Annotated in this window: 20 protein-coding genes; 10 read left to right on the top strand and 10 right to left on the bottom strand. The window is 71.8% G+C overall.

Features of this window, described 5'->3' with window-relative positions; all coding sequences use genetic code 11:
• Positions 1–102 precede the first annotated feature (102 nt).
• Both OG885_RS28790 and OG885_RS28795 read right to left on the bottom strand, forming a co-directional pair.
• Entirely contained in the window at positions 103–1191 is a 1089-nt protein-coding gene (locus tag OG885_RS28790; RefSeq protein WP_405736748.1) for an esterase-like activity of phytase family protein, read from the bottom strand.
• Positions 1188–2036: a serine hydrolase gene (locus OG885_RS28795; RefSeq protein WP_405736751.1), complete on the bottom strand. Its 849-nt coding sequence runs from the start codon at positions 2034–2036 to the stop codon at positions 1188–1190. The genes OG885_RS28790 and OG885_RS28795 overlap by 4 nt, the downstream gene beginning before the upstream one ends.
• Before the next feature lie 176 nt (positions 2037–2212).
• Between OG885_RS28795 and OG885_RS28800 the strand changes: the two genes are divergently transcribed.
• The 4 genes from OG885_RS28800 (at position 2213) to OG885_RS28815 (ending at position 10055) form a co-directional block, all read left to right on the top strand.
• Entirely contained in the window at positions 2213–4444 is a 2232-nt protein-coding gene (locus tag OG885_RS28800; RefSeq protein WP_405736754.1) for a glycosyltransferase family 39 protein, read from the top strand.
• A 216-nt stretch (positions 4445–4660) separates the two neighbouring features.
• A complete protein-coding gene (locus OG885_RS28805) occupies positions 4661–5464 on the top strand; it encodes an endonuclease I family protein (protein ID WP_399961995.1) in 804 nt (267 codons plus the stop codon).
• 179 nt (positions 5465–5643) lie between these two features.
• Complete coding sequence (locus tag OG885_RS28810; protein ID WP_405736756.1) at positions 5644–9345, top strand: ABC transporter ATP-binding protein; 3702 nt, start codon at positions 5644–5646, stop codon at positions 9343–9345.
• 308 nt (positions 9346–9653) lie between these two features.
• Positions 9654–10055, top strand: a complete 402-nt coding sequence (locus OG885_RS28815) for a hypothetical protein (RefSeq protein WP_405736758.1) — start codon at positions 9654–9656, stop codon at positions 10053–10055.
• A gap of 53 nt (positions 10056–10108) precedes the next feature.
• Here the strand turns inward: OG885_RS28815 and OG885_RS28820 are convergent, their stop codons facing one another.
• The 4 genes from OG885_RS28820 to OG885_RS28835 form a co-directional block, all read right to left on the bottom strand.
• Positions 10109–11536 carry a S28 family serine protease gene (locus OG885_RS28820; protein ID WP_405736760.1) on the bottom strand — a complete coding sequence of 476 codons (1428 nt, stop codon included), beginning with the start codon at positions 11534–11536 and terminating at the stop codon, positions 10109–10111.
• 95 nt (positions 11537–11631) lie between these two features.
• Positions 11632–12267 carry a hypothetical protein gene (locus OG885_RS28825; RefSeq protein ID WP_405736763.1) on the bottom strand — a complete coding sequence of 212 codons (636 nt, stop codon included), beginning with the start codon at positions 12265–12267 and terminating at the stop codon, positions 11632–11634.
• A gap of 115 nt (positions 12268–12382) precedes the next feature.
• Complete coding sequence (locus OG885_RS28830) at positions 12383–14161, bottom strand: glycoside hydrolase family 3 N-terminal domain-containing protein (protein ID WP_405736765.1); 1779 nt, start codon at positions 14159–14161, stop codon at positions 12383–12385.
• A 332-nt stretch (positions 14162–14493) separates the two neighbouring features.
• On the bottom strand, positions 14494–15411 hold the full coding sequence (locus OG885_RS28835; RefSeq protein WP_405742919.1) for a LysR family transcriptional regulator: 918 nt from the start codon (positions 15409–15411) through the stop codon (positions 14494–14496).
• 116 nt (positions 15412–15527) lie between these two features.
• Between OG885_RS28835 and OG885_RS28840 the strand changes: the two genes are divergently transcribed.
• From OG885_RS28840 to OG885_RS28850, 3 genes are read left to right on the top strand one after another with little or no spacing between them, the layout of a single operon-like run.
• Positions 15528–16442: an EamA family transporter gene (locus tag OG885_RS28840; protein WP_405736768.1), complete on the top strand. Its 915-nt coding sequence runs from the start codon at positions 15528–15530 to the stop codon at positions 16440–16442.
• 4 nt (positions 16443–16446) lie between these two features.
• Entirely contained in the window at positions 16447–17688 is a 1242-nt protein-coding gene (aroA, locus tag OG885_RS28845) for a 3-phosphoshikimate 1-carboxyvinyltransferase (RefSeq protein WP_405736771.1), read from the top strand.
• Positions 17685–18335 (top strand): GNAT family N-acetyltransferase, encoded by a 651-nt coding sequence (locus OG885_RS28850; RefSeq protein ID WP_405736773.1) that lies wholly within the window; start codon positions 17685–17687, stop codon positions 18333–18335. The genes aroA and OG885_RS28850 overlap by 4 nt, the downstream gene beginning before the upstream one ends.
• Before the next feature lie 13 nt (positions 18336–18348).
• On the opposite strand, the gene OG885_RS28855 is transcribed toward OG885_RS28850, so the two are convergent.
• Complete coding sequence (locus tag OG885_RS28855) at positions 18349–19314, bottom strand: LysR family transcriptional regulator (protein ID WP_405736775.1); 966 nt, start codon at positions 19312–19314, stop codon at positions 18349–18351.
• 51 nt (positions 19315–19365) lie between these two features.
• Here OG885_RS28855 and OG885_RS28860 point away from each other — a divergent pair, with 51 nt between their 5' ends.
• Positions 19366–19932, top strand: coding sequence for an RBBP9/YdeN family alpha/beta hydrolase (locus OG885_RS28860; RefSeq protein WP_405736777.1), 567 nt, complete (start codon positions 19366–19368; stop codon positions 19930–19932).
• Here OG885_RS28860 and OG885_RS28865 read toward each other — a convergent pair.
• From OG885_RS28865 to OG885_RS28875, 3 genes are all read right to left on the bottom strand, one after another.
• Complete coding sequence (locus OG885_RS28865; protein ID WP_405736779.1) at positions 19919–21184, bottom strand: MFS transporter; 1266 nt, start codon at positions 21182–21184, stop codon at positions 19919–19921. The genes OG885_RS28860 and OG885_RS28865 overlap by 14 nt on opposite strands.
• A gap of 85 nt (positions 21185–21269) precedes the next feature.
• The gene (locus OG885_RS28870) at positions 21270–22070 is read right to left on the bottom strand and encodes a sugar phosphate isomerase/epimerase family protein (RefSeq protein ID WP_405736782.1); all 801 of its coding nucleotides are present in this window, start codon (positions 22068–22070) and stop codon (positions 21270–21272) included.
• Positions 22071–22088: 18 nt separating this feature from the next.
• Entirely contained in the window at positions 22089–23021 is a 933-nt protein-coding gene (locus OG885_RS28875; RefSeq protein ID WP_405736785.1) for a GNAT family N-acetyltransferase, read from the bottom strand.
• 152 nt (positions 23022–23173) lie between these two features.
• Between OG885_RS28875 and OG885_RS28880 the strand changes: the two genes are divergently transcribed.
• Both OG885_RS28880 and OG885_RS28885 read left to right on the top strand, forming a co-directional pair.
• The gene (locus OG885_RS28880; RefSeq protein ID WP_405736787.1) at positions 23174–23848 is read left to right on the top strand and encodes a class I SAM-dependent methyltransferase; all 675 of its coding nucleotides are present in this window, start codon (positions 23174–23176) and stop codon (positions 23846–23848) included.
• A gap of 111 nt (positions 23849–23959) precedes the next feature.
• A complete protein-coding gene (locus OG885_RS28885) occupies positions 23960–24892 on the top strand; it encodes a hypothetical protein (RefSeq protein ID WP_405736790.1) in 933 nt (310 codons plus the stop codon).
• Positions 24893–24909 lie beyond the last annotated feature (17 nt).

The raw sequence follows: 24909 nt of genomic DNA on the forward strand, positions 1-24909 counted from the left end.
ACGGTGTGCCCATGACGACCCAGGGCCCTGGCAGAACCGCCGGATGGGCGAAGGCCCTCGCGGTGTGCGTGTTTCTTGTGCCGCTGCCCCTCGTGATCTGGTTCATGGTGTCGTACCCGGGGTCCTGACACGCAGGTCGTAGAACCGCGTCGTCTGTGCCGCGTTCTGGTTGTCGTCGCTGACGAGCAGGACCTTCCAGGTGCCCTTGGCGTGGCCCGTGATCGTCATGCCCTCGATGTTGTCGAGGAGCGGGTTCGGCTGGGGCTGCTTGGCGGTGGCGCCGAGGGTGGGGCAGGCGGCGATGTCCGTGAGGAGGGTCTTGCGCAGCGGGCGTACGCCGTCCTGGCCGGTGAGGTACTCCACCCCGCTGGTGTCCGTGGCGTGGCGCGGGTCGGCCAGGTAAAGGCGGACCGTGTTGCCGACGCCGGAGGTGAAGCCGCGTTCCAGGACGAGGAGGCGGCCGTCGGGGAGGGACTGGACCTCCGGGACGCCGAGGCCCGGGTCGGGCTGGTAGGCGTACTGGGCGGCGAGCCTGAAGCCGCCGCCCCTTGCGCGGTCCCAGGTCTGGAAGCGGACCGCGCCCGAGGTGTCGCCGGACAGGGCGTACTCCATTGACGCCAGCAGTCCTCCGCGGAACCGCGTCAGGCCCTCGAACGTGCCGTTGGAGACCGCCCGCCCCGCCGGTGCCACCCGCAGCGCGTCCGGCACCGGCAGGCGGTCGAGGATCCGGCCGTCCGCGCTGTACCGGCGGATGGACGGCTCCGTCTCCGACGTCACCAGCCGCGTGCCGTCCCGGTCGATGACCAGGCCCTCGGAGTCGAGGGCGGCCCCCTTCTCGTCGGCCAGCGCCACCACGCCCCGCGGGGCGAGCGTCCTCGCGTCCAGCGAGAACAGCGAGGAACGGTCGGAGAGCGCCGCGAGCGAGCCGTCCCGGTCCACCGCCAGTGCGGAGAAGTTGCCGACGAAGGTCCCGTCGTACGACGTCTTGTCGAGCGCGTCGGAGAAGCGCTCGATCGAGACGGCGGGTGAACAGGCCGCCGCCGAGGGGGTGTCGGCGGCTGCGGGGCCCCCGGCGGACAGGCCGGTGGCGGCCGCCGCCAGGCCGGCGGTGACGGTCGCGAGTACGGTTCTCAGGCGCTGGGCGCCACCGTAGGAGGCGTGGGTGACGAACGGGAGACCTGCGGGCGTCAACTCGCGGCGAGATCCTTGTGGATCACCTTCGCCACACCCTGGATGGTAGTGATGCCGTAGTTCATGGTGCTGTTGCCGTGGGTGAGCACCGTGATCATGTAGTCGTGGCCGCCGCCCTTGAAGGTGCCGACGCTGTGGACGCGCCAGCCGTGCGTGGAGCGTTGCAGCCAGCCGTTCTTGACGTGCACGAGGACGCCGGACGGGGCGCCGTACGGAGTGCCCCAGCGCTGCGAGGAGATGACCTGGCCCATCAACTTCCGGATGTACGTACGGGAGTTGTCGCTCAGGACGGTGTTCGACGCGGTGATCAGCTTGAGCAGCTTCTGCTCGTCCGTGACGGTGATCTGGGTCAGGCCCCAGTAGCCGTCGGCGCCGGGCTTGGTCTGGGTCATACCGGCCGCGGTGAGGAAGCCCTTGATCTTCGTCAGGCCCAACTGCTTCCACAGGGTGCTGGTCGCGGCGTTGTCCGACTTGGTGATCATGGCCTTGGCGAGGGTCGTCTCGCGGTCGGTGAGATACCGGTCGTGCTTCTTCGCGTCCCACAGCAGCGTGGCGAGGACGGTGACCTTGACGACGCTCGCGGAGTCGTAGGCCGTCGAAGAACGCAGCGTGCAGGTCGTCTTGGTGCTGCGGTCGTAGAGGCCGACGGCGATCGTGCCCTTGCGGTTGGCGAGGGCCGAGGTGATGTCCCGCTTCAACTTGTCGGCGAGGCCGGCCTTCGCGGACGTACAGCTGACGGTCGGTGTCGTGGCGGCGGTGGCGGGAGTGGCGGCGGCCACGCACGCGACGAGCGCCGCCCCTGCCACCCATCTGGCGCGTGTGGATACGGATATGCCGTGAGTCATGCCCTCTTGACTCACGGACAGGAGTGAAAGGTTGCATGCGTGTTCGATAAGAATCCGGCGACGGGTGGTGCCTTGAGCCGGCTATGGGGGAGGCATTGCCCGGCCCTTGGTCAATTCACAGGCAGCGGCCAGGTACGGCACAGCGCACGCTCACCCCGGGTCCGCACCATGCTCGGGTGACATCTGCCACCGATCCACACCCCCACACCGAGTCCGAGGCCGCGGCCGTCTCTCCCGACTGGCCGCCGCCGGCACCACCCACGCAGACGCCCGACAAGGCGCCGCGCTGGTCGCTGCCCGCGCTGCTCGCGATCCTGGTCCTGGCCGGCGTCCTGTACGCCTGGAACCTGTCCGGGAGCAGCCTGAACAGCTTCTACAGCGCGGCGATCTACAGCGGCACACAGAGCTGGAAGGCGTGGTTCTTCGGCTCGCTGGACGCGGGCAACTTCCTCACCGTCGACAAGCCTCCGTTCGCGCTGATGATCATGGGCCTGTCGTGCCGGGTCCTCGGCTTCGGCACCTGGCAGATGATGGCGCCCGAGATCGCGGCCGCGCTCGGCACGATCTGGATCCTGCACTCCTCCGTCAAGCGGCACTTCGGGCATGTGGCGGCCACCATCGCCGCGCTGGTCCTCGCACTCACCCCGATCACGGTCGCGATCAACCGCGACAACAACCCCGACACGATCCTCGTCCTGCTGATGGTCGGCGGCGCGGCCCTGGCGCTGCGCGCGGTGCGCACCGACAGGCTGCTGCCGCTCATCGGCTCGGCGGTCCTGTTCGGGCTGGCCTTCAACACCAAGATGCTCCAGGGCTACATCGCCCTGCCCGCCGTCTTCGCCGTGTACGTGTACGCCTCGAAGCTCGGCTGGAAGCGGAAGGCCGTCAACCTGGCGCTGGCCGCGGTCGCGCTGGCCGTCGCCAGCTTCTGGTGGGCCACCGCCGTCTCCCTGGTCCCGGCTGACGACCGGCCCTACATCGGCGGTTCGACCGACGGCTCCGCCTGGGACCTGATCATGGGCTACAACGGTCTGGGCCGGGTCCTCGGCGGCGAGGGCAACGGCGGGGGCGGCGGGGGCGGCGGGGGCGGCACCTTCGCCGGCACCGCGGGCATCGGGCGCATGTTCAACGACGTCCTCGGCGGCCAGATCTCCTGGCTGATCCCCTTCGCCTTCCTGGCGCTCGTCGCCGGCCTGGTGCGGTGCGGCCGGGCCCCGCGCACCGACCTGACGCGGGCCGCGCTCGTCCTGTGGGGCGGCTGGCTGGTGCTGCACTACCTGACCTTCGCGATGGCCGAGGGCACCATGCACCCGTACTACACGACCGCGCTCGCCCCCGGCATCGCGGCGCTGTGCGGTGGCGGCGGTGTGCTGCTGTGGCGCGCGTTCCGCAGCGGCGACGCCCGCTGGTCGTGGGTGCTGCCCGTGGGTCTGGTGGTCACGGGGGTCTGGGCGATCGTGCTGCTGCGCCGGGCCACCGGCTGGAACACCTGGCTGTGGCCGGTCGTCGGCGTGGTCATGGCCCTCGCGGTCGTGGGCCTGTTCGTCTTCCGTACGGCGGGGTCCGGGACCAGGGCACGGCTGCTGGCCGCGTCCGTGGCCGCGGCCGTCGTGGCGGGCCTCGCCGGTCCCACGGCGTACGCCGCCTCCCCGGCCTTCGCCTCCGCCACCGGCGGCATGGGCGGCACCAACCCCACCGCGGGCCCCTCGACCGGCAACGGCATGGGCGGTCCCGGCGGCGGTGGCGGCCGGGGCGGCTTCGGCGGCGGCGACGGAGGTGGCCCGGGGGGTCGGCAGGACGGCACCCAGCAGGGCGGCCAGGCGGGCGGGGAGATGCCCGGCGGCGGCAACGGCCAGATGCAGCCGGGCGGCGGCGACGGTGAGCTTCCGCAGGGCGGCGCGCCGGGCGGCGCCACGAACGGGGAGCTCCCGGGTGGCGGTACGGCTCCCGGCGGCAACGGCGGTACGGGCGGCGCGCCCAGCGGCGGCTTCGGCGGCGGTGGCGGCATGGGCGGCAGCGTCGACAGTGAGCTGGTCGCGTACCTGGAGAAGCACCAGGACGGCGCGAAGTGGCTGCTCGCGGTCTCCAACTCGCAGAGCGCCGGCCAGCTGATCCTCAGCACCCACAAGCCCGTCATCTCCATGTGGGGCTTCACCGGCTCCGACAAGGCGATGACCCTGGCCAAGCTCAAGGAGCTGGTGAAGAAGGGCGAGTTGCACTACATCCAGCTCGGCGGTGGTGGCATGGGCGGCAACAGCAGCCTCAACCAGGAGATCACCACCTGGGTGCAGAAGAACGGCACGGCGGTGAAGGCGAGCGAGTACAGCTCCACTTCGACGTCGGACTCCGGTTCATCGAGTTCGTCCAGCTCCTCGATCTACCGCCTGGACGCCTCGGACGTCAGCTGACGTCCCCGTAGATCCCGTAGATCCCGTAGATCCGGCCCAACGGCCCCCGACCACCCGGTCGGGGGCCGTTTTGTCATGTCAACTCGCGTAGACAACGCCCGAATTGCCGTTTCAGGTCACCCAATGGACACGCGGATTCCATTTACACGGCTGCATGTCCATGCCACTCTCTCGCTTGCCGCCTCCATTCAACCCGCGTAGATGGGACCCCCGCTTATGCTGGCGACACGCATACGCCGCTGGAAGACAGTGGCTCTGACGACCGCCGCGGTCATGGCCGGACTCACCGCTCCGGTGGTGACCGCGAGCCCGGCCGCCGCCACGACGACCGCGTACGACTCGACGTACTACAAGAACGCGATCGGCAAGACGGGCACGAGCCTGAAGTCGTCCCTGCACACGATCATCAGCAGCCAGTCGAAGATCTCGTACTCCGCGGTGTGGGACGCGCTCAAGGTCACCGACCAGGACCCGAACAACACCAGCAACGTGCTGCTGCTGTACAGCGGTGTGTCCCGCAGCAAGTCCCTCAACGGCGGTGACGTCGGCGACTGGAACCGTGAGCACACCTGGGCCAAGTCGCACGGCGACTTCGGCGAGGTCACCGGTCCGGGCACCGACCTGCACCATCTGCGCGCCTGTGACGTCCAGGTCAACAGCACCCGCGGCAACCTGGACTTCGACAACGGCGGCAGCGCGGTCACCAACGGAGGCGGCTCCACCGTCGACTCCGACTCCTTCGCGCCGCGTGCCGCGGACCGGGGCGATGTGGCCCGCATGATCCTCTACATGGCCGTGCGTTACGAGGGTGACGACGGCTTCGCCGACCTGGAGCCCAACGAGAAGGTCGGCAACGGCTCCAACCCGTACATGGGCAAGCTCTCCGTCCTCAAGGCCTGGAACGAGGCGGACCCGCCCAGCGCCTTCGAGGAGCGCCGCAACCAGGTCATCTACGACACCTACCAGCACAACCGCAACCCGTTCATCGACCACCCGGAGTGGGTCGAGGCGATCTGGTAGGACCCGGTACACAGCGCCCCACCCGAACCAGCGAACCCCCGAACCCCCCGTGCCGTCCGCCGGGGGGTTCGGTCGTTCACGCGCAGTGACCGGGCTCCCCGGATTGTTGCAGCGGGATGAAATCCCCGCCCCTCCGTGTTGTGCCCTTCCGGCACACCAGCAGAGTGGAGGACGGGCACGTGAGACAGCGGGGATGGGCACGGCGGCTGGCCGGATACGCCTGGCGGTATCCGAAGGACGTCGTCCTGGCCCTGGGGTCGAGCCTCGCCGGCATGGCCGTCATGGCGCTCGTGCCGCTGATCACGAAGGTGATCATCGACGACGTCATCGGTGACCACAGCCGGGACATGGCCCCCTGGGCCGGTCTTCTCATCGCCTCCGCCGTGCTGGTGTACGTCCTCACCTACATCCGCCGCTACTACGGCGGGCGTCTCGCCCTCGACGTCCAGCACGACCTGCGGACCGAGATGTACGGGACGATCACGCGGCTGGACGGGCGGCGGCAGGACGAGCTGTCGACCGGGCAGGTCGTGGGGCGGGCCACCAGCGACCTCCAGCTGATCCAGGGGCTTCTCTTCATGCTGCCGATGACCATCGGCAACTTCGCCCTGTTCCTGATCTCCCTGGTCGTCATGGCCTGGCTGTCGATCCCGCTGACCCTGGTCGCCCTCGCGGTCGCGCCCGCCCTCGCCTGGATCGCCAAGCGCTCCCGCAGCAAGCTGCACCCGGCCACCTGGTACGCCCAGGCCCAGGCCGCCGCCGTCGCCGGGGTAGTCGACGGCGCGGTGGGCGGCGTACGCGTGGTCAAGGGGTTCGGCCAGGAGGAGCAGGAGACCGGGAAACTGAGGGAGGTCGGACGGCGGCTCTTCGCGGGGCGGCTGCGGACCATCCGGTTCAACAGCAAGTACACGCCGGCGCTCCAGGCCGTCCCCGCTCTCGGGCAGGTCGCCATGCTGGCGCTGGGCGGCTGGCTGGCCGTGCGCGGGCACATCACCCTCGGTACCTTCGTCGCCTTCTCCACCTATCTCGCCCAGCTCGTCGGGCCGGTGCGCATGCTCGCCATGGTCCTCACCGTGGCCCAGCAGGCGCGGGCCGGTACGGAGCGGGTCCTGGAGCTGATCGACACCGAGCCGTCGATGAAGGACGGGCCCAAGGAGCTGCCCGCCGACGCCCCGGCCACCGTCGAGTTCGACGACGTGTCCTTCGGTTACGAAGACGAGCGGCCCGTTCTCCAGGGGCTCTCCTTCGAGATCCGGCCCGGTGAGACCCTCGCCGTCGTTGGCTCCTCCGGCTCCGGCAAGTCCACGGTCTCCCTCCTCCTCCCGCGCTTCTACGACGTCACCCGCGGTGCCGTCCTCGTCGGCGGCCACGACGTCCGCGAACTGACCCTCGACTCGCTGCGGGCCGCCATCGGGCTCGTCCCCGAGGACTCCTTCCTCTTCTCGGACACCGTCCGCAACAACATCGCCTACGGCCGCCCCGAGGCGACCCGGGAGCAGATCGAGGAGGCCGCCCGCGCCGCCCAGGCGGACCGTTTCATCAGTGAGCTGCCCGAGGGCTACGACACCAAGGTCGGCGAACACGGCCTCACCCTCTCCGGCGGCCAGCGCCAGCGCGTCGCCCTCGCCCGCGCCATCCTCACCGACCCCCGCCTCCTCGTCCTCGACGACGCCACCTCCGCCGTGGACGCCCGCGTCGAGCACGAGATCCACGAGGCGCTGAAGCAGGTCATGGAGGGGCGGACCACGCTGCTCATCGCGCACCGCCGCTCCACCCTCAACCTCGCCGACCGCATCGCCGTCCTCGACCAGGGCCGGCTCGCCGACCTCGGCACCCACGCCGAGCTGGAGAAACGGTCCGCCCTCTACCGGCGCCTGCTCACCGACCCCGACGAGCTCGGCGGCGTCTCACCCGGCCACGCCCAGCCCCTCGCCCCGGCCGAGGACACCTCCGTACGCGACGAACTGGACGCCGAGTTCGACGCCGAGCGCGGCGTCACCCCGCGGCTGTGGACCGGCGACCGGGAGCCGAAGGACGCCGCGCTCTCCGGCACCCCGGCCACGCCCGAGCTGCTCGCCCAGGTGGAGGCGCTGCCCCCGGCGACCGACACCCCGGACATCGACGAGGCGCGGGCGGTCACGCCGGAGGAGTCGTACGGCCTGCGCAGGCTGCTGCGCGGCTTCGGCGCCCCCCTGCTCATCAGCCTCGGGCTCGTCGCCGTCGACGCCGGCATGGGGCTGCTGCTGCCGATCCTGATCCGGCACGGCATCGACAGCGGGGTCGGCGAGATGGCCCTCGGCGCGGTGTGGGCGGCCTCGCTGCTCGGGCTGCTCACCGTCGCCGTGCAGTGGGCCGCGCAGATCGGTGAGACGCGGATGACCGGGCGGACCGGCGAACGGGTGCTGTACTCGCTGCGGCTCAAGATCTTCGCGCAGCTCCAGCGGCTCGGACTCGACTACTACGAGCGCGAGTTGACCGGCCGGATCATGACCAGGATGACGACCGACGTCGACGCGCTCTCGACCTTCCTCCAGACGGGTCTGGTCACCGCCTTCGTCTCCGTCGTCACCTTCTTCGGCATCATGGGCGCCCTGCTCGTCCTCGACGTGCAGCTGGCCCTGGTCGTCTTCGTGACGCTGCCGCCGCTGATCGTCGCGACGTACTTCTTCCGCCGGGCGAGCGTGAAGGCGTACGAACTCGCCCGTGAGCGCGTCTCGGTGGTCAACGCCGACCTTCAGGAGTCCGTCGCCGGGCTCAGGATCGTGCAGGCGTTCCGACGCGAGCGGGACGGCGGGGCGCGGTTCGCGGAGCGCAGCGACAGCTACCGGCAGGCCCGTATCCGGGGGCAGTGGCTGATCTCGGTCTACTTCCCCTTCGTGCAGCTGCTGTCGTCGGTCGCCGCCGCGGCCGTCCTCGTCGCGGGTGCCGGACGGATCGACGACGCGACCCTCACCACCGGCGCGCTGGTCGCGTATCTCCTCTACATCGACCTGTTCTTCGCGCCCGTGCAGCAGCTCTCCCAGGTCTTCGACGGCTACCAGCAGGCCACCGTGTCGCTGGGCCGCATCCAGGAACTGCTCCAGGAGCCGACCTCGACGAAGGCCGCCGACGAGCCGCTGGAGGTGCTCTCCCTGCGAGGCGAGGTCGCCTTCGAGGGCGTCCACTTCGCCTACGGCGACGACGAGGAGGCCATCGGCGGGATCGACCTGCGCATCCCGGCCGGGCAGACCGTCGCGTTCGTCGGCGAGACCGGCGCCGGCAAGTCGACGGTGGTGAAGCTGGTGGCGCGGTTCTACGACCCGACCGGCGGCCGGGTCACGGTCGACGGCACGGATCTGCGGGCCCTGGACCTCACCTCGTACCGGCACCGGCTCGGTGTCGTCCCGCAGGAGGCGTACCTCTTCCAGGGCACCGTCCGCGACGCCATCGCCTACGGCCGCCCCGAGGCCACCGACGCCGAGGTGGAGGCGGCGGCCCGCGCGGTCGGCGCGCACGAGATGATCGCCACCCTCGACGGCGGCTACCTCCACGAGGTCGCCGAACGCGGCCGCAACCTCTCGGCCGGCCAGCGCCAGCTGATCGCGCTGGCCCGCGCGGAACTCGTCGACCCCGACATCCTGCTCCTCGACGAGGCGACGGCCGCCCTCGACCTGGCCACCGAGGCCCAGGTCAACCAGGCCACCGACCGCCTCGCGGGCCGCCGCACGACCCTCGTCGTCGCCCACCGCCTGACGACCGCGGCCCGCGCGGACCGGGTGGTCGTGATGGATCACGGTCGGGTCGCGGAGGACGGGACGCACGACGAGCTGATCGCTCGCGATGGTCTCTACGCCTCGTTGTGGCGGACGTTCGTGGGGGAGGACGAGCCGTTGGCCGCCTGAGCGACCGCCTGCCGTGGCGCCGGACGGAGTCCGGCCAGTCGGCTCGAAGCCCGTGAGGCCCGCCAGGGCCGATCGGTGCGAGAGCGACATCGGGAGGTTCAGCTCACGGTCGGGTCGCCGAGGACGGGACGCACGACGAGCTGATCGCACGCGATGGTCTCTACGCCTCGTTGTGGCGGACGTTCGTGGGGGAGGACGAGCCGTTGGCCGCGTGATGGCCTGATCCCGTGACGGTCGTGCAACCATCCGACATACGTCGTGCGTCCGTACACCAGTACGCTCATCGCCGGGGTACGGGAGGGACCACAGTGGACCGAGGGACTGGTGCGATACGGCGGCGGGCCGCGGTCGTGCTCGCGGCGTTGACCGCTTCCGGGCTGCTCGCGGTCGCGGTGCCGGGCCAGGCGCAGGCGTTCTCGGCGGACTCCTGCGAGGGCCGGAAGATCCGCACGTTCACGTTCTCCACCGGCGCCGTCAAGCTCTACAAGGACGGCGGCTGGCTCTGCGCGATGACGTTCCCGAAGAGCGGCGGCGCCAAGCGCACCATGATGGTCAGCATCCAGGCGCGCGGCTTCGGGGCCGTCGTCGACAAGGGCAAGTACACCCATCACGCCGGGCCGGTGCGGACGTACGCCGGCACCCGCAAGGTGTGGATCAAGGGCCAGGTGGGCCGGGGGGCCTACGAGTCCAGCAGCTGGAAGCGGTACTGACCGGATGACCGGCCGACTCCGGCGCGCGGCGCGCACCGGAGCCGGCCTCGGTGTCACGGACGCAGCGTGGGCTCCCGCTCCACGTCCCGCACGTCCAGCTTCCGGTCGAACGTCGCGAGCGGCTTCGCCTCGGCGACCGCGGTGGCCGACAGCCCCGCCCAGTCGAGGATGCGGGCCGTCGCGAAGGCCTTCTGGTCGGCGACCAGACCGGCCACGTTCGCGCCGTGGTTCATGCCGGGGGCGGTGAAGACGTAGGAGTCCTTCGCGCCCTTGTCGACCCGGAACCGCTCGCCGCCCCACGGGTCGTTCTGGCCGTAGACGTAGAGCATGTGCCGGGCGTTGTGCCGGATCCAGGTGTCGACGTCCCGCATCGCGTACGGCTGGAACTTCGTCGGGATGTCGCGCGGGACGAAGTTGCGCGGCGGCTGGTAGCCGTAGCGGACGTACTTCTTCTCGATGTACGGGAAGTGGATGGTCGGGGCGCCGAGTTGGGTGGCCGCCTGGTAGTAGTACGGCGTGTACGGCGTGAGGCCCTGGTCGGTGTAGAAGGAGAACCCGGAGACCGTGTCGATCGAGTTCCAGATCTGGTCGTCGGTCGCGGTCTTCGCGTCCGGCGGGATCAGCTCGTCGTCGGCGCAGTTGGCCAGCAGGTTGTACTGCCAAAAGCCCCACACGTAGTCGAGGACGACCGCCTCGTACGCCCGGTCGAGGCTGCCGATGGTGTCGAAGGTGAAGCCCTCCGACTCGGCGTAGGCGGCGTACTTCTTCTCCAGCGGCTCCCGGCGCACCAGCGCCTCGCGCTGCACGGCGTTCAGCCGGTCGCGGCACTCCTTGGTGCCGACGGACGCGAAGAAGCGGTCGTAGGCCGAGTCCTCGTCGTTGACGACGTCGTTCGGTGCCACGTAGGCCACCACGCCGTCCATGTCCTTCGGGTAGAAGCGCTCGTAATAGGTGGCGGTCATGCCGCCCTTCGAGCCGCCGGTGGCGATCCAGTTCTTCGAGTAGATCGGCTTCAGCGCCTTGAAGATCCGGTGCTGGTCACTGGCCGCCTGCCAGATGTCCAGCTTGCTCCAGTCGGCCGGGTCGGGCCGGGACGGCGTGAAGAAGCGGTACTCCATGGAGACCTGGTTGCCGTCCACGATCTGGGTCGGCTCGCGGCGGCTCGGTGTCGTCGAGACGTTGTAGCCGCCGGTGTAGAACACCGTCGGGCGGCTGACGTCCTTGTGCAGCACGGTGATCCGCTGCTGGAAGGTGCCCTTGGACGGGTGCCGGTGGTCCACCGGCTGGGTGTAGTTGAGAACGAAGTAGCGGTATCCGGTGTAGGGCTTCTCCTCGATCAGGCTCATGCCCGGTATGGAGAGCAGTTGCTCCTTGATATCGGTGGTGGTGGCCTCCGGCTCGGCGGCGGTGGCCGCCCCTGCCGTGCTCAACGTGCCTATGAGCACCGTGAGCGCCAGCAGCCATCTGAGCGCCTTGCGCATGCACCCTCCCCTGTGAGACAGATGTGCGAGCGGAAGCTATCGGAGCAACTCCCGTGTGCACCAGGGGAGATCAGGAAAAGGTGGATCGGGACAGGTCAGAGCGGCCGGGCGCAGCCGACCGGTTCCTGGCCGCCGAGCTGGACGTAGAGAGCCGTGGACAGCGGGCACCCGCTGCGCTTGCCGACGGCCTTGGTCACCTTGAACTCCGGCTTCCTCGCCCCCTTCCCGTCACAGGCGGTCTCGCGGACCTGGCCGTCGCCGGAGCTGTAGACGCAGTCCCCGACGATGGTGCGCGGCCCGCCCCCGCCGCCCGGGTCGCCGGGGTGCGGGGCGGTGAGGTTGCGCATACAGGCGTAGCCCTGCGGGACCTCGCCGTCGCCGTCCTCGTCGGCGGTCCTGGCCTGTTCGCTGATGTGCAGCACGAAGTCGGTGGTCCCGGGGCAGAGCGGACCGTCCTCGGTCGTGCCGTCGAAGCGCGCCACGACCCGCGCCGCCGCCCGCTCACCGGCGCAGGGCACCTCGGTGAAGCTGGTGGTGCCGAAGGAGCTGCACTCGTCGACGCCGAGGAACACCGTCCCGTACCCCGAGGGCCGGGTCGGTGTCACCTCGTTGCTGATCCGGCCGTCGCTCTCCGTGCCGTCGTCCGGGGTGCCCTGGCACCCGGTGAGCAGGGCCGCGAGCAGCGCAGCGAGCAGTGCGCACACCGCCCCCACCGACCATCTCTCGCGCATCGCAGCCCCCCGGACACCCCGGACCAGCGTGACCCGCCGTGGCGGGCACACGCCAGACGTGCGGGGTGCTTTGCGCCCTTTGGCGGGCGTACGCCGGGGGCGTGGCGTACCCGCGCTACGCCGGATACGAGAGTCCGTACCCGATCGGATAGAGCACCTTCGCCGGATCGTCCGCCTTCTGCACCGGCACCGGCAGCTTCCCGCGCGGCGCCACCGCGCCCGCGATCACCCGCGCGGCGGCCCGCAGTTCGACGTCGGTCCAGGAGTACGACGCCAGGCAGGCCGGGACGCCGGGCAGTTGGGCCACGTCGTACGGATTGCGGATCGCGAGCGCGACCACCGGCTTCCCGGTCGCCACCAGCTGCTCGACCAGCGTCTTCTGGGCGGCGCTCAGGTTGTACGTCCCCACGACGACCGCGTCCGCGTCCTGCGCCGCAGCGACCGCCCTGGCGATGGTGGCGGCGGAGGGTGCCGTACCCGTCGACAGGGCCGTGGCGGTGAAGCCGAGCTCGGTGAACGCGGTCGCGAGGACCCCGGTGGGCGGCCCGGTGGTGCCGGACGGGGAGGCCGGATCGGCGCCGCACACCAGGAGCCTGCGGGGTGACAGGGGCAGCAGGCCGCCCTTGTTGACCAGCAGGGTCGTCGTCCGCTCGGCGATCCGGTCGGCCTCGGCGAGGTGCGCCGGGACGCCCACGGTGCGGGTGACGCCCGCCTGGCTGACGTACGGCTCCTTGAACAGCCCCAGCTTCGCCTTTAGCCGCAGCACCCGCAGGAGCGACTCGTCGAGCCGCGCCTCGGTCAGCTCCCCGTCCTGGACGGCCTTCAGCACGGCGTTCCAGGCGACATCGAGATCCGGCGGGTTGAGGAGCTGGTCCACCCCGGCCTTCAGGGCGAGCACGGGGACGCGGTCGTCGCCGTACTTCGTGCGGACGCCCTCCATGCCGAGGGAGTCGGTGACGATCACCCCGTCGTAGCCCAGCTCCTCGCGCAGGATGCCGTTCAGGATCGGGCGGGAGAGGGTGGCGGGGTCGCCGGAGTCGTCGAGGGCCGGGACCATGAGGTGCGCGGTCATGATCGAGTCGATGCCGGCGGCGATCGCGGCCCGGAACGACGGCGCGTCCAGCCGCTCCCACTGCTCGCGGGTGTGGGTGATGACCGGGAAGCCGTAGTGGCTGTCGACGGCGGTGTCGCCGTGCCCGGGGAAGTGCTTGGCGGTGGCGGCGACCTGCCGGGAGTGCTGGTACCCGGCGACCTCGGCGGCGACGAGCCCGGCCACCGCGTGCGGGTCGGCGCCGAAGGAGCGGACGCCGATGACCGGGTTGGCGGGGTTGACGTTGACGTCGGCGACGGGGGAGTAGTTCTGCCGGATGCCGAGGGCCCGCAGCTCCCGCCCCGCGATACGGCCCAGGGTGCGGGCGTCCTTGCGCGAGCCGCCCGCGCCGATCGCCATCGCGCCCGGGAAGAGCGTGGCGGGTTCGCCGACCCGGCAGACGATGCCGTGCTCCTGGTCGGTGGAGATCAGGACGGGCAGGCCCCGGGGCTGGGTGAGGGACGCCTTCTGGATGCCGTTGGAGAGGTCGGCGATCTGGTGCGGGTCGCGGGTGTTGTGCGCCCAGGTGAAGTAAATGACGCCGCCCACGCGGTACTTGGCGATCAGCTCGGCGGCCGTGCGGACGCCGATCTCCTTGAGGTTGGCGTCGATGTCGGCCTGGTCGGGGGTGGTGGCGGAGTGGCCGTAGACCCGCATCACGAAGAGCTGGCCGACCTTCTCCGGCAGTGTCATACGGGAGATGAGGGAGCGGAGCTTCTTGTCGTCCGCGTAGGCGGGGCCGGACATGGCGAGGGTGGCGGCGACTCCCGCGGTGGCGGCTAGGACGGTACGTCTGGAGGGCACGTGCGCTCCTTCCGGAGGTGATCCGCTGAAGGAAACTTCCGAGGAGTCACCAATATCCGGGAAGTTTCTGCCAGTCAAGGGAGTGCACAGTAACCCGCGATGGGCCCGGGGCCCGGCAATGAGGGCCGTCATCGGCGCTGTTGGAGGGGGGCGCGCCGATGACGGCGTGCTGCCGGCCGCGGTACGGCGGAGAGGGTAGGTCAGCGTTCGCAGCCAGCAGCGAGGCCGACACCGCACCACGGTGACTCTCCGACAGCTCGCGCATTGGACGAGCGGAGCTGGGGCGGGGTTCCCGGCTCGGGCCCTAATCCCGCAAGTTGGGGCCGCGGGGTTCAGCGGGGCGGGTGGGACGCCGATTCCGGCCAGTGGTGCTGAAGGGTGCGTACGGTCTCCGTGATCGACGGGCGGCCCGCCGCGCCGGTGCGCCAGAGGGCGTACAGCCGCCGTACCGGCGTCGGGTCGAGCTCCACCTCGACGACTCCGGCCGGGAGGGGGCCGCGGCCGAGGCGGGGGACGAGGCAGATGCCGAGCCCGGCGGCGACGAGCGCGACGAGGGTGGGGTTCTCGTCGGCCTGGTGGATGATCTCCGGCTCGTGCCCCGCGCTCCGCAGGGTGCGCACCAGCCAGTCGTGGCAGACCCGGCCGGGCGGCTGGCACACCCAGCGCTCCCCGCCGAGGTCCTCGCGCCGCACGCGCTTCCGCTCGGCGAAGGGGTGGCCTTCCGGCACGAGCAGCGTGCACCGGTCCTCGCCGATCGCCGCCTGTTCCACGCCGGGCGGCACCGGCAGCGGCGAGATGTCCCAGTCGTGCACGACGGCCAGGTCCAGCGCGCCCCGGGCGACCAGCCCGACCGACAGATGCGGGTCGATCTCGGAGAGCCGGACGTCGAGGGCGGGATGCCGGCGGGCGAGGTCGGCCAGTACGCCGGGCAGCAGCCCGCGGGCCGCCGACGCGAACGCGGCCACCGTCAGCCGTCCCGCCGGGGTGTGGCGGCGCTGCTCGATCCCGGTCTCGGCCCGCTCGACGATCGCCAGCAACTGCTCTGCGGTGTCGACGAGTTGCAGTGCCTCCGCGGTGAGCCGGACCCCACGCCCCTCCCGTTCCAGGAGTACGGTCCTGGTCTCCCGCTCCAGCTTGGCGATCTGCTGGGACACGGCGGAGGGTGTGTAGCCGAGGGCGGCGGCGGCCGCGCCGACGGTGCCGTGCACGGAGACGGCGTGCAGGGCGCGCAGGCGTTGCAGATCGAGCATCTCCCAGCCCCTGTTCATCAGCGACATTCATCAGCGATATTCGGTAGCGACGCTTCATCCAACCATGCAGCAATCATCGCTGGTGCTACATGGTCGAGGCAGGTGATCCTCGACGCATGCGTCCCGCCCACATCGTCCTCGCCGTCCTCGTCGCCGCCGTCTGGGGCGTGAACTTCACCGTCATCGAGATCGGCCTCGACCACTTCCCGCCCCTGCTCTTCTCCGCCCTGCGCTTCCTGGCGGCGGCCCTGCCCGCGGTGTTCTTCGTGGGCCGGCCGAAGGTGGCCTGGAAGTGGATCATCGGGGTCGGCCTGGTGCTGGGGGTCGCGAAGTTCGGCCTGCTGTTCGTCGCGATGGACGCGGGCATGCCGGCCGGGCTGTCCTCCCTGGTGCTCCAGATCCAGGCGGTGTTCACGGCGGTGATCGCGTTCGCGGTCCTGGGCGAACGCCCCTCGGGCATCAGGGTGCTGGGCATGGCGGTGGCCCTGGCCGGCATCGCCGTCGCCGCCGTCGACGAGGGCACCTCGGGCCCCCTCGGCGCCTTCGCCCTGTGTGTCGCGGCGGCGGCCTGCTGGGGCGCCTCCAACGTCCTCACCCGCAAGGCGGCACCCCCCGACGCCCTCAACTTCATGGTGTGGGTGAGCACGGTCCCGGTCCTCCCCCTCCTCGCCCTGTCCCTGCTGACAGAGGGCCCGAGCCGGGACTACGACGCCCTGCGCGCCTTCGACTGGCAGGGCGCCGGCACGGTCGTCTACGTCGCCTGGGTCACGACGGTCTTCGGCTTCGGAGCCTGGGGCCGACTCCTCCGCCACCACCCGGCCTCCACGGTCGCCCCCTTCTCGTTGCTGGTCCCCGTCTTCGGCATGTCCTCGGCGGCCCTGTTCCTGGGGGAGGAGGTGAGCGGACCGCGCTGGTGCGCGGCGGCACTCCTGGTGGGCGGCGTGGCACTGGCCTCGGTGACGCCCGGGCGAAGAGCGCGGGTCCATCCCGTGGACGTCCCGGCGCCACAGGCGTCCGGCATCCGATCATGAGGCCATGCCCACGGTCGACATCCCCGGTTCCAAGTCCATCACCGCCCGCGCCCTCTTCCTGGCGGCGGCGGCCGACGGTGTCACGACACTCACGCGACCGCTCCGGTCCGACGACACGGAGGGGTTCGCCGAGGGGCTGGTCCGGCTCGGCTATCGGGTCGGGCGTACCCCGGACGCCTGGCAGGTCGACGGCCGGCCGGAGGGCCCCGCGGTGGCGGAGGCCGACGTCTACTGCCGGGACGGCGCCACGACCGCCCGTTTCCTGCCGACGCTGGCCGCCGCGGGCCACGGCACCTTCCGCTTCGACGCCTCGGAGCAGATGCGCCGCCGCCCCCTTCTGCCCCTGTCCCGCGCCCTGCGCGACCTGGGCGTGGACCTGCGGCACGAGGGGGCCGACGGCCACCATCCGCTCACCGTGCGGGCGTCCGGTGTCGAGGGCGGCGAGGTGGTGCTGGACGCCGGTCAGTCGTCCCAGTACCTGACGGCCCTGCTTCTGCTGGGTCCGCTGACACGGAAGGGCCTGCGGATCAGGGTGACGGACCTGGTCTCCGTCCCGTACGTCGAGATCACGATCGCGATGATGCGGGCGTTCGGGGTCGAGGTCGGCCGGGAGGGGAACGTCTTCGTCGTCCCGCCGGGCGGCTACCGTGCCACGACCTACCCGATCGAACCCGACGCCTCCACCGCCAGCTACTTCTTCGCCGCGGCGGCCGTCACACCGGGCGCCGAGGTCACCGTCCCCGGCCTCGGGACGGGAGCGCTCCAGGGCGACCTGGGTTTCGTGGAGGTCCTGGGGCGGATGGGCGCGGACGTGTCGGTGACGGGCGGGGCCACGACCGTCCGTGGGACCGGCGGACTCCGCGGCCTCACCGTCAACATGCGGGACATCTCCGACACCATGCCGACCCTCGCGGCCATCGCCCCCTTCGCCGACGGCCCGGTCCGGGTCGAGGACGTGGCGAACACGCGGGTCAAGGAGTGCGACCGCCTGGAGGCCTGCGCGGAGAACCTGCGGCGGCTGGGCGCGCAGGTCGCGGTCGGCCCGGACTGGATCGAGATCCAGCCGGGTCTGCCCGGGACGGGCGCGCAGATCACGACGTACGGCGACCACCGCATCGTCATGTCCTTCGCGGTCACCGGCCTGCGCGTGCCCGGTATCTCGTTCGACGACCCCGGATGCGTCCGGAAGACTTTCCCCGGTTTCCACGAGGCGTTCGCCGGACTGCGAAAGGACATCGGGCAGTGAGCTTCACGCTGGAAGGGCCGCTTCTGGAGGGCGAGCTGGTGCGCCTGGAGCCGCTGGCGCACCGGCATGCCGCCGGTCTGGCGGAGGCGGCCGAGGAGGACCGGGACACCTACGCGTTCACCTGGGTGCCGCGCGCCGACGAGGTCCCGGGGTACATCGACGCCCAGCTCGGCCGGGCGGCGGACGGCAGGCTCGCACCGTACGCGCAGATCTCGACGGCGACCGGACGCGTGGTCGGCACCACCTCCTACTGGGAGCCGCGCAGTTGGCGTGCGGCGGACCGGCTCGACGCCATCGAGATCGGCTTCAGCTGGCTGGCCCGCTCCGCGCAGGGCACGGGCGTGAACGCCGAGTCCAAGTACCTCCTCTTCCGGCACGCCTTCGAGGAGTGGGACGTCTCCCGCGTCGACCTCAAGACCGACGCCCGCAACGCCCGCTCCCACGCGGCCATCGCGAGCGTCGGCGCCCGCTTCGAGGGCGTCCTGCGCAACTGGTCGCGCTCCTGGGCACCGGGGGAGGAAGGGCGGCTGCGCGACTCGGCGATCTTCTCGATCACGGCGGAGGAATGGCCGGAGATCCGGCCGCGGCTGGCGGAGCGGGTGGGACGGTTCGTGGCGCGCCGGGCGGGCAAAGAGCCCGCGCTCTGAGCCCGGGGGCGGTTCAGCGGTCCGGGCCCGAACCGGTCTGGACGGTCGCCGACTCCCTGGCCGCGCGCCGCAGTTCCTCGCGTACGACAGTCAGCACCGGGTCGTCCTCCGAGCCCGTCCGCACCGCCGCGAAGACGTTGCGGGACGGCGGCTCGCCCTCGGTCGTCACGGTCGCCAGTCGGCGGCCCGCGTACAACGGCCGTACCAGGCGCGGGATCAGCGCCACCCCCGCGCCCGCCTCGACCAGCGCGGCCACCGCCGCCCAGTCGTTCACGGCGTGCCGGATGTCCGGGGTGAACCCCGCGGTGGCGCACACGGAACGCGCCACCGCCCCCACACAACTGCGCGGATGGCCCACGATCCAGGCGTCGGCGGCCAGTTCGCGCAACGGGACGCGTCCGGCGCGCCCCGCCAGCCGGTGCTCGTTGGGCACGACCAGGTCCATGACGTCGGTGAGCAGGTCGATCCTGCTGTAGCGGCGGTCCGTGTGCGGGGGACCCGCCGCGAAGTCCACGGCCACCGCGATGTCCACCTGGCCGCCGTCCAGCGCGGTGAACAGGTCCGGCGGCTCGGCCTCGACGACGTCGACGCGGACGTCCGGCATCCGCGCGCCCAGCGCCCCCAGGGCCGTCGGCAGCAGGCCGAGGATGCCGCTGGAGAAGCAGCCGATCGTCACCGAGCCGCGGCCGCCCTCGCCGTACGCCGCCAAGTCGGCGCGGGCACGCTCCAGTTGGGCGGCGATCAGGTCGGCGTGCGCGAGCAGGACCCGGGCCTGGCCGGTGAGCCGTACGCCCCGGCCGTCCCGTTCGGTCAGCGGCGCGCCCACCTCACGGGCCAGCGCGGCGATCTGCTGGGAGACCGCGGAGGGGGTGAGGTGGAGGGCCTCGGCGGTGCGCGCCAGGCTGCCCCGGCGCTGGAGTTCCCGCAGAACGGTCAGACGGCGCAGGTCGACGGTGAAGGTCTCGCTTACCGGTTCCATCGAGAAAGATTAACTGGACCGAAGGGGAGGGGATCGGAAACGATCGGTGCCATGACCGCCTACCTCATCCTCCACGGCTGGCAGAACCACCGTCCCAAGGACCACTGGCAGCACTGGCTCGCCGACCGGCTGACCGGACTCGGCCACCAGGTGACGTATCCGCAGCTGCCGGACCCGGACGACCCGGAGCTGGAGGTGTGGCTGAGCGAGCTCTCCCGGCACCTCGCCGAGGCGCGGCCGGAGGTCGTGGTCGGGCACAGCGCCTCCGCCGTGCTGTGGCTGCACGCCGTGGCGAGGGGGCTGGTGAAGGCCGGTGACGTGGACCGTGTGCTGCTGGTCGCCCCGCCGTCCCCGTCCGTCCTCGCCGGGTATCCCGAGGTGGCCCAATTCGCCCCGCCCTCCCTGGACTTCGCCCTCCCCGGCCCCACCCGCCTGGTCGCCGGTGACGACGACCCGTACTGCCCGGAGGGGGCACGCGAGACCTACGGTGAGCCGCTCGGCATCCCCACCGACCTCCTTTCCGGCGCCGCCCACCTCGACCTGGACGCCGGTTACGGCTCCTGGCCGGCCGTACTGGACTGGTGCCTGGATCCGGAGGCCGAGTTCACGGTCCGGTAGGCGCCGTGGCCGAGGGCTCCCCGGGTTCGGCGACACCGGCGGTGCGCAGCTCCGGTGTGCCGACGCCGACCGCCGTCACCGCCACGAGGCACATCAGCCCTCCGGCGATCAGCGCGGTCGCCCCCGAGGTCCAGCCCGCGACCAGGCCGCCGCGCAGGTTGCCGAGGTGGGGGCCCGCCTGGCCGACGATCGTCTCGGCCGCCGTGACACGGCCGAGCAGGGCGTCGGGGGTACGGGTCTGGACGATGGTCGTGCGGGACAGGACGGCGAGGGCGTCCGCCGCTCCGGCCAGGGCGAGCAGACCGAGGCCCACCCAGGCGCTGGTCGTCAGGCCGAAGAGAAACAGGCCCGCACCCCAGCCGGCGGACGCGCACAGCATCACCGGGCCGGGTCGGGCCAGCCGGGTCACCGGGCCGGAGAAGGCGGTCGCGGCGACGCCGCCGACGGCCAGCGCGGACAGGAACAGGCCGAGGGTGCGGGGGTCGCCGCCGAAGCGTTCCTCGTTGACCAGGGGGAACAGAGAGGTGGGCATCGCGAGCACACAGGCCGCGAGATCCGTGAGCAGCGCGCCGCGCACCACGCGGTGGCCGACCAGGAAGCGCAGGCCGTCCAGGACCCCGTCCACGCCGGGGCGGGACGTGTCGCCCTCCGGTCGCAGCGCGGGCAGGCCGTAGGCGCCGTAGAAGGAGAGGGCGAAGCTCAGGGTGTCCAGGAGGTAGCAGACGCCGATGCCCCACCAGCCCAGGACGACACCGGCGACGGCCGGGCCGACCAGCATCATCGCCTGGCCGGTGACCTGTTGCAGGGCGAGACCGGCGGCCACCTGGTCCTTGGGCAGCAGCCGGGGTACGAACACCCCCGCCGCGGGGGCGCCGAGCGCGCTGAAGGACGTCTGGAGCGCGACCAGGACGAGGACCACGGCCACCGGCGCGCGCCCGGCGAGACCCTGCACGGCCAGCAGCAGGGAGCACACCGCCGAGCCGACGGTGCCCGTGAGATAGAGCCGGCGGCGGTCCACACGGTCGGCCCAGGCGCCCGCGAACAGGCTGACGGCGACCATCGGCACCGCCTGCGCGACGCCGACCGCACCGCTCCAGAACGCGCTGTGGGTCATGTCCCAGACCTGGTACATGACGGTGACCATGGTCATGAAGCTGCCGAGCGTGGACACCGTGCGCCCGAACAGCAGCCGCCGGAAGACGGGGGAGGTGCGCAGGGGCCGTACGTCGAGCAGCGCGTCGGACAGGCTCATGAGAGCGGGAGCGCGAGCGGGGGTGGGGTGGGCTGATGCACCCCGGGACGTTATCCGGCGACCCCCGCCCGGGCCACCGAATTACTCACGCGCTGTCGTTCAGGAGGTGCGCCAGATGCTCGCGTCCCCGGCCGAGCAGCCCCGGAAGCGGCGCGGCCCCCTCGTACCACCGCTTCTCGTACTCCCAGCACAGCCAGCCGTCCCAGCCGTGCCGGGAGAGGATCTCGACGCACTCGGCGAGCGGCAGGACGCCGGCGCCGAGCCGCAGCGGGGTGGTGTCCTCGGCCGAGGAGATGTCCTTGACCTGGACGTATCCGAGGTAGGGGGAGAGTGCCGCGTAGGTCTCGCCGGGCTGTTCGCCGCCTAGCCAGGTGTGCATGACGTCCCACAGTGAGCCGACGTTGCGGTGGCCGACCAGGCCGAGGATCCGGATCGCGTCGGCGCCGGTGCGGTGCGAGTCGTGGGTCTCCAGCAGAATCCGTACGCCGAGGTCGGCGGCGTACTCCGCGGCCGTGCCGAGCCGCCGGGCGGCCGTGGCGTCGGCCTCCGCGCGGGACTGCTCCGGGCTCGCGCCGGGGAAGACGCGGATGTAGGGGGCGCCGAGGTCGCGGGCGAGGTCGAGGAGGGTGCGGATCTCGTCGATCACGGGCTCGTCGGCGCCGGGCGCGGCCACGCGCGCGTATCCGGCCAGTCCGAGGATCTCCACCCCGGCGGCCTTGAACTCGCTCACGACGTCGGCCCGTTGGTCCGCGTCGATCCCGGGATGCACGGCTTCCTCGGGGTGCGCGCGCAACTCGATCCCGTGATACCCGTGCGCGGTGGCCAGCCGCAGCACCTCGGGGACGGGGAGACCGGGGACACCGAGGGTGGAGAACGCGAGTTTCATGGTTCCGGACTCTACGCGTCACTCCCGGGTGCCGTGCAGGTCCAGACGCCAGTCCTGGCCGACCAGGTCCTTGCCGAAGGAGCGGTGCGGTTGCTCGGCGAGCAGCACGAAGCCATGGCGCTGGTAGAGGTGTCGGGCGGAGCTGAGGATGTCGTTGGTCCACAGCACGAGGTCCCGGTAGCCGACCTCGCGGGCGAAGTCGACGACGGCCGTGACCAGCCGGTCCCCGATGCCGAGGCCGCGGGCGTCCGGCTCGACGAGGAGCAGCCGCAGCCGGGCGGTGCCGGGCGCCTCGTCGCGTACGCACATCACGCACCCCACCGGCCGTCCGTCCAGCTCGGCGATCCACACCCGCTCCAGATGCGGGTCGTGATCCTCCGCGAAGTCGGCGACGATCCGGGCCACCAGCCCCTCGTAGTCCGCGTTCCAGCCGTACTCCGCGGTGTACAGCGCGGCGTTGCGCTGCACGATCCAGCCCAGGTCACCGGGGCCGGGCTCACGCAGCAGCACGTCCTCCCGGCGGGGCGGCCGTCCCTCGGACAGCAGCGTGCGCACCGTCCGCAGGGCCTCCGCGAGCCGCGGTCGCTCGGCGGCGGGCACGGTGGCGAGCAGCGCGCCCACCGATTCGTCCGCCCGCTCGGCGAGCAGCGCGGCGGTCTCCCGGCCGCGGGTGGTGAGCGTGACGCGCCGCCGCCGCGGGTCGCGGTGCGAGGCCGACCGCTCGATCAGGCCGTCGTCCTCGAACTTGTTGAGGATCCGGCTCAGGTAGCCGGCGTCCAGCGAGAGCTCTCCCCGCAGATCGGCCGCGTCCGTCCGTGGCGAGTGCGCGAGTTCGTACAGCACACGGGACTCGGTGAGGGTGAACGGTGCGTAGAGGTGCCGGCTGTAGTCGAGGGCGCCGATGACGTTCGTGTAGAAGCGGTTGAAGGCACGGATGTCCTGGACGGTCATGGCGGTCGACCTCTGGGTGGCTGGCGCGGATAGTTGACTCAGTCAGAGATACGGTACGACCGCCGCGGCCTCCCGTCCAGATCCCTCCCGTGCGCATGTGCCGTGAGCGAACCGGGGTTTGTGGGGGAGTCGGTGTTCCCAGGGTCGTAGGTATGACGACGACTGCGGCGTACGACGCACACGCGGACTGGTACAACGACTACATGTCGCCCGACGCGGGCGGCGACTACATCCACCGGGTGCACAGCACGCTCGGTGGGCTTCTCGGCCCCGGCGCCGGCGTCTGTCTGGACGTCTGCTGCGGCACCGGCGCGCACGCCGCCGTGACGGCGGAGCTGGGCTGGACGCCGGTCGGTGTCGACCTCTCGCGCGGCCAGCTCCGGCATGCCGCCGCTCGGCTGCCCGTGGCGGTCGCCGACGCGACGGCGCTCCCGCTGGCCGACGCCTCCGTGCCGGCCGCGGTGTGCGTGCTGGCCAGTACGGACGTCCCCGTCTACGCCGCCGTGGTCGGGGAGATCGCCCGTGTCCTCGCCCCCGGCGGACGGTTCGTGCACCTGGGCGTCCACCCCTGCTTCGTCGGCGCGTTCGCGGACCACGCCGAGCCGGGGCGGCTGGTCGTGGGGGCGGGGTACGCCGACCGTTCCCGCAAGGGCGGCGGCTGGAACCCCGCGGGTGTACGGGCCCGGGTCGGCGCCTGGCACATACCGCTGGCCGACCTGCTCAACGCCGCGCTCACGGCCGGGCTGCGGCTGGAGCGCACGGTCGAGGCGGGGCGGGAGGAGGTGCCGGAGCTGTTCGGGTTCGTGGCGGTGAAGGACGCCCGTTGAGTCCCCGGTGAAGTCTCCAGCAAAGAAACGCTTGCGTTTCGCTAAGAGCCTCCGTAGCCTATCTGTACGAAACCGTTTCGTATTGATGTGGGTGACAGGGAGGTGGGCCGGATGACGGCGTCCCCGGTGCTGCTGGCAGTGGCTCTCTCCCTCGTCTCCGCGGTCTGCTACGCCACGGCCGCCGTCGTCCAGGAACGGACGGCCGCCGCCACTCCCGGCATGCGCGGTGCGCTGGCCCGGGGCGCCTGGTGGGGGTCCGTGGCCCTCAACGCGGGCGGCGCGCTGCTCCACGTGGTCGCCCTGCGGTACGGCCCGCTGACCCTGGTCCAGCCGCTCGGCGCGCTCAGCCTGGTGCTGGCGGTGCCGCTCGGCTCGCTGGCCACGGGCCGCCGCACCTCCGGCACCCAGTGGCGCGGCGTCGCCTACACCCTCGTAGGCCTCGGCACTCTGCTCCTCGTCACCGCGACGGGACACGGGCCGCACGAGACGCTCGGCAGGACCGAGGTCCTGCTCGTCGCGCTCGCCGCGGCCGGTCTCGTGGCGGCGCTCACCCGCCTGGCCGGGACCGGCCTCGCCTTCGCCGCGGCGTCCGGTGTCGCCTCCGGCGTCGGCTCCACGCTGTCGCAGAAGCTGGCGGTGGGACCGACGCTCTCCTGGGACACGGCACTGGTCGCGCTCCTGACGGTCGCCTTCGCCGTCGGCGGTCTGCTGCTCTCCCAGCAGGCGTACCGCAGCGGCCTCGGCGGCCCGCTCGCCCTTCTCACCCTCGTCAACCCCGTCACCGCGTCCGTCATCGGCATCACGCTGCTGGGAGAGGGCTTCCGGTACGGCAGCACGGGCACGCTGCTCGCGCTCGCCGGGGGAACGGCCGCGGTCTACGGCGTGACCCTGCTGAGCCGCGCCCAGGACGCGCCGAGTGCCCCGACCGCTCCGTCCGCTCCGTCCGCCCCGAGCCGGACGCCGAGGGTCGTGGTGGCTGGCCCCCGCCCGTCCCTTCGCCGCCCCGCGCCCGTCGAACTGACCGGCACCGCCCCGTCACTGTGACCGTGTGAAAGGCAGAA

Source organism: Streptomyces sp. NBC_00028, assembly GCF_045041065.1.
In the GTDB taxonomy this organism is placed as follows: Bacteria; Actinomycetota; Actinomycetes; order Streptomycetales; family Streptomycetaceae; genus Streptomyces.

Bases quoted from the DNA above. Each gene is read 5' to 3' on its own strand.
- OG885_RS28795 (WP_405736751.1), bottom strand. From the start codon at position 2,036: ATGACTCACGGCATATCCGTATCCACACGCGCCAGATGGGTGGCAGGG.
- OG885_RS28805 (WP_399961995.1), top strand. From the start codon at position 4,661: ATGCTGGCGACACGCATACGCCGCTGGAAGACAGTGGCTCTGACGACC.
- OG885_RS28820 (WP_405736760.1), bottom strand. From the start codon at position 11,536: ATGCGCAAGGCGCTCAGATGGCTGCTGGCGCTCACGGTGCTCATAGGC.
- OG885_RS28825 (WP_405736763.1), bottom strand. From the start codon at position 12,267: ATGCGCGAGAGATGGTCGGTGGGGGCGGTGTGCGCACTGCTCGCTGCG.
- OG885_RS28835 (WP_405742919.1), bottom strand. From the start codon at position 15,411: ATGCTCGATCTGCAACGCCTGCGCGCCCTGCACGCCGTCTCCGTGCAC.
- OG885_RS28840 (WP_405736768.1), top strand. From the start codon at position 15,528: ATGCGTCCCGCCCACATCGTCCTCGCCGTCCTCGTCGCCGCCGTCTGG.
- aroA (WP_405736771.1), top strand. From the start codon at position 16,447: ATGCCCACGGTCGACATCCCCGGTTCCAAGTCCATCACCGCCCGCGCC.
- OG885_RS28855 (WP_405736775.1), bottom strand. From the start codon at position 19,314: ATGGAACCGGTAAGCGAGACCTTCACCGTCGACCTGCGCCGTCTGACC.
- OG885_RS28860 (WP_405736777.1), top strand. From the start codon at position 19,366: ATGACCGCCTACCTCATCCTCCACGGCTGGCAGAACCACCGTCCCAAG.
- OG885_RS28865 (WP_405736779.1), bottom strand. From the start codon at position 21,184: ATGAGCCTGTCCGACGCGCTGCTCGACGTACGGCCCCTGCGCACCTCC.
- OG885_RS28870 (WP_405736782.1), bottom strand. From the start codon at position 22,070: ATGAAACTCGCGTTCTCCACCCTCGGTGTCCCCGGTCTCCCCGTCCCC.
- OG885_RS28875 (WP_405736785.1), bottom strand. From the start codon at position 23,021: ATGACCGTCCAGGACATCCGTGCCTTCAACCGCTTCTACACGAACGTC.
- OG885_RS28880 (WP_405736787.1), top strand. From the start codon at position 23,174: ATGACGACGACTGCGGCGTACGACGCACACGCGGACTGGTACAACGAC.
- OG885_RS28885 (WP_405736790.1), top strand. From the start codon at position 23,960: ATGACGGCGTCCCCGGTGCTGCTGGCAGTGGCTCTCTCCCTCGTCTCC.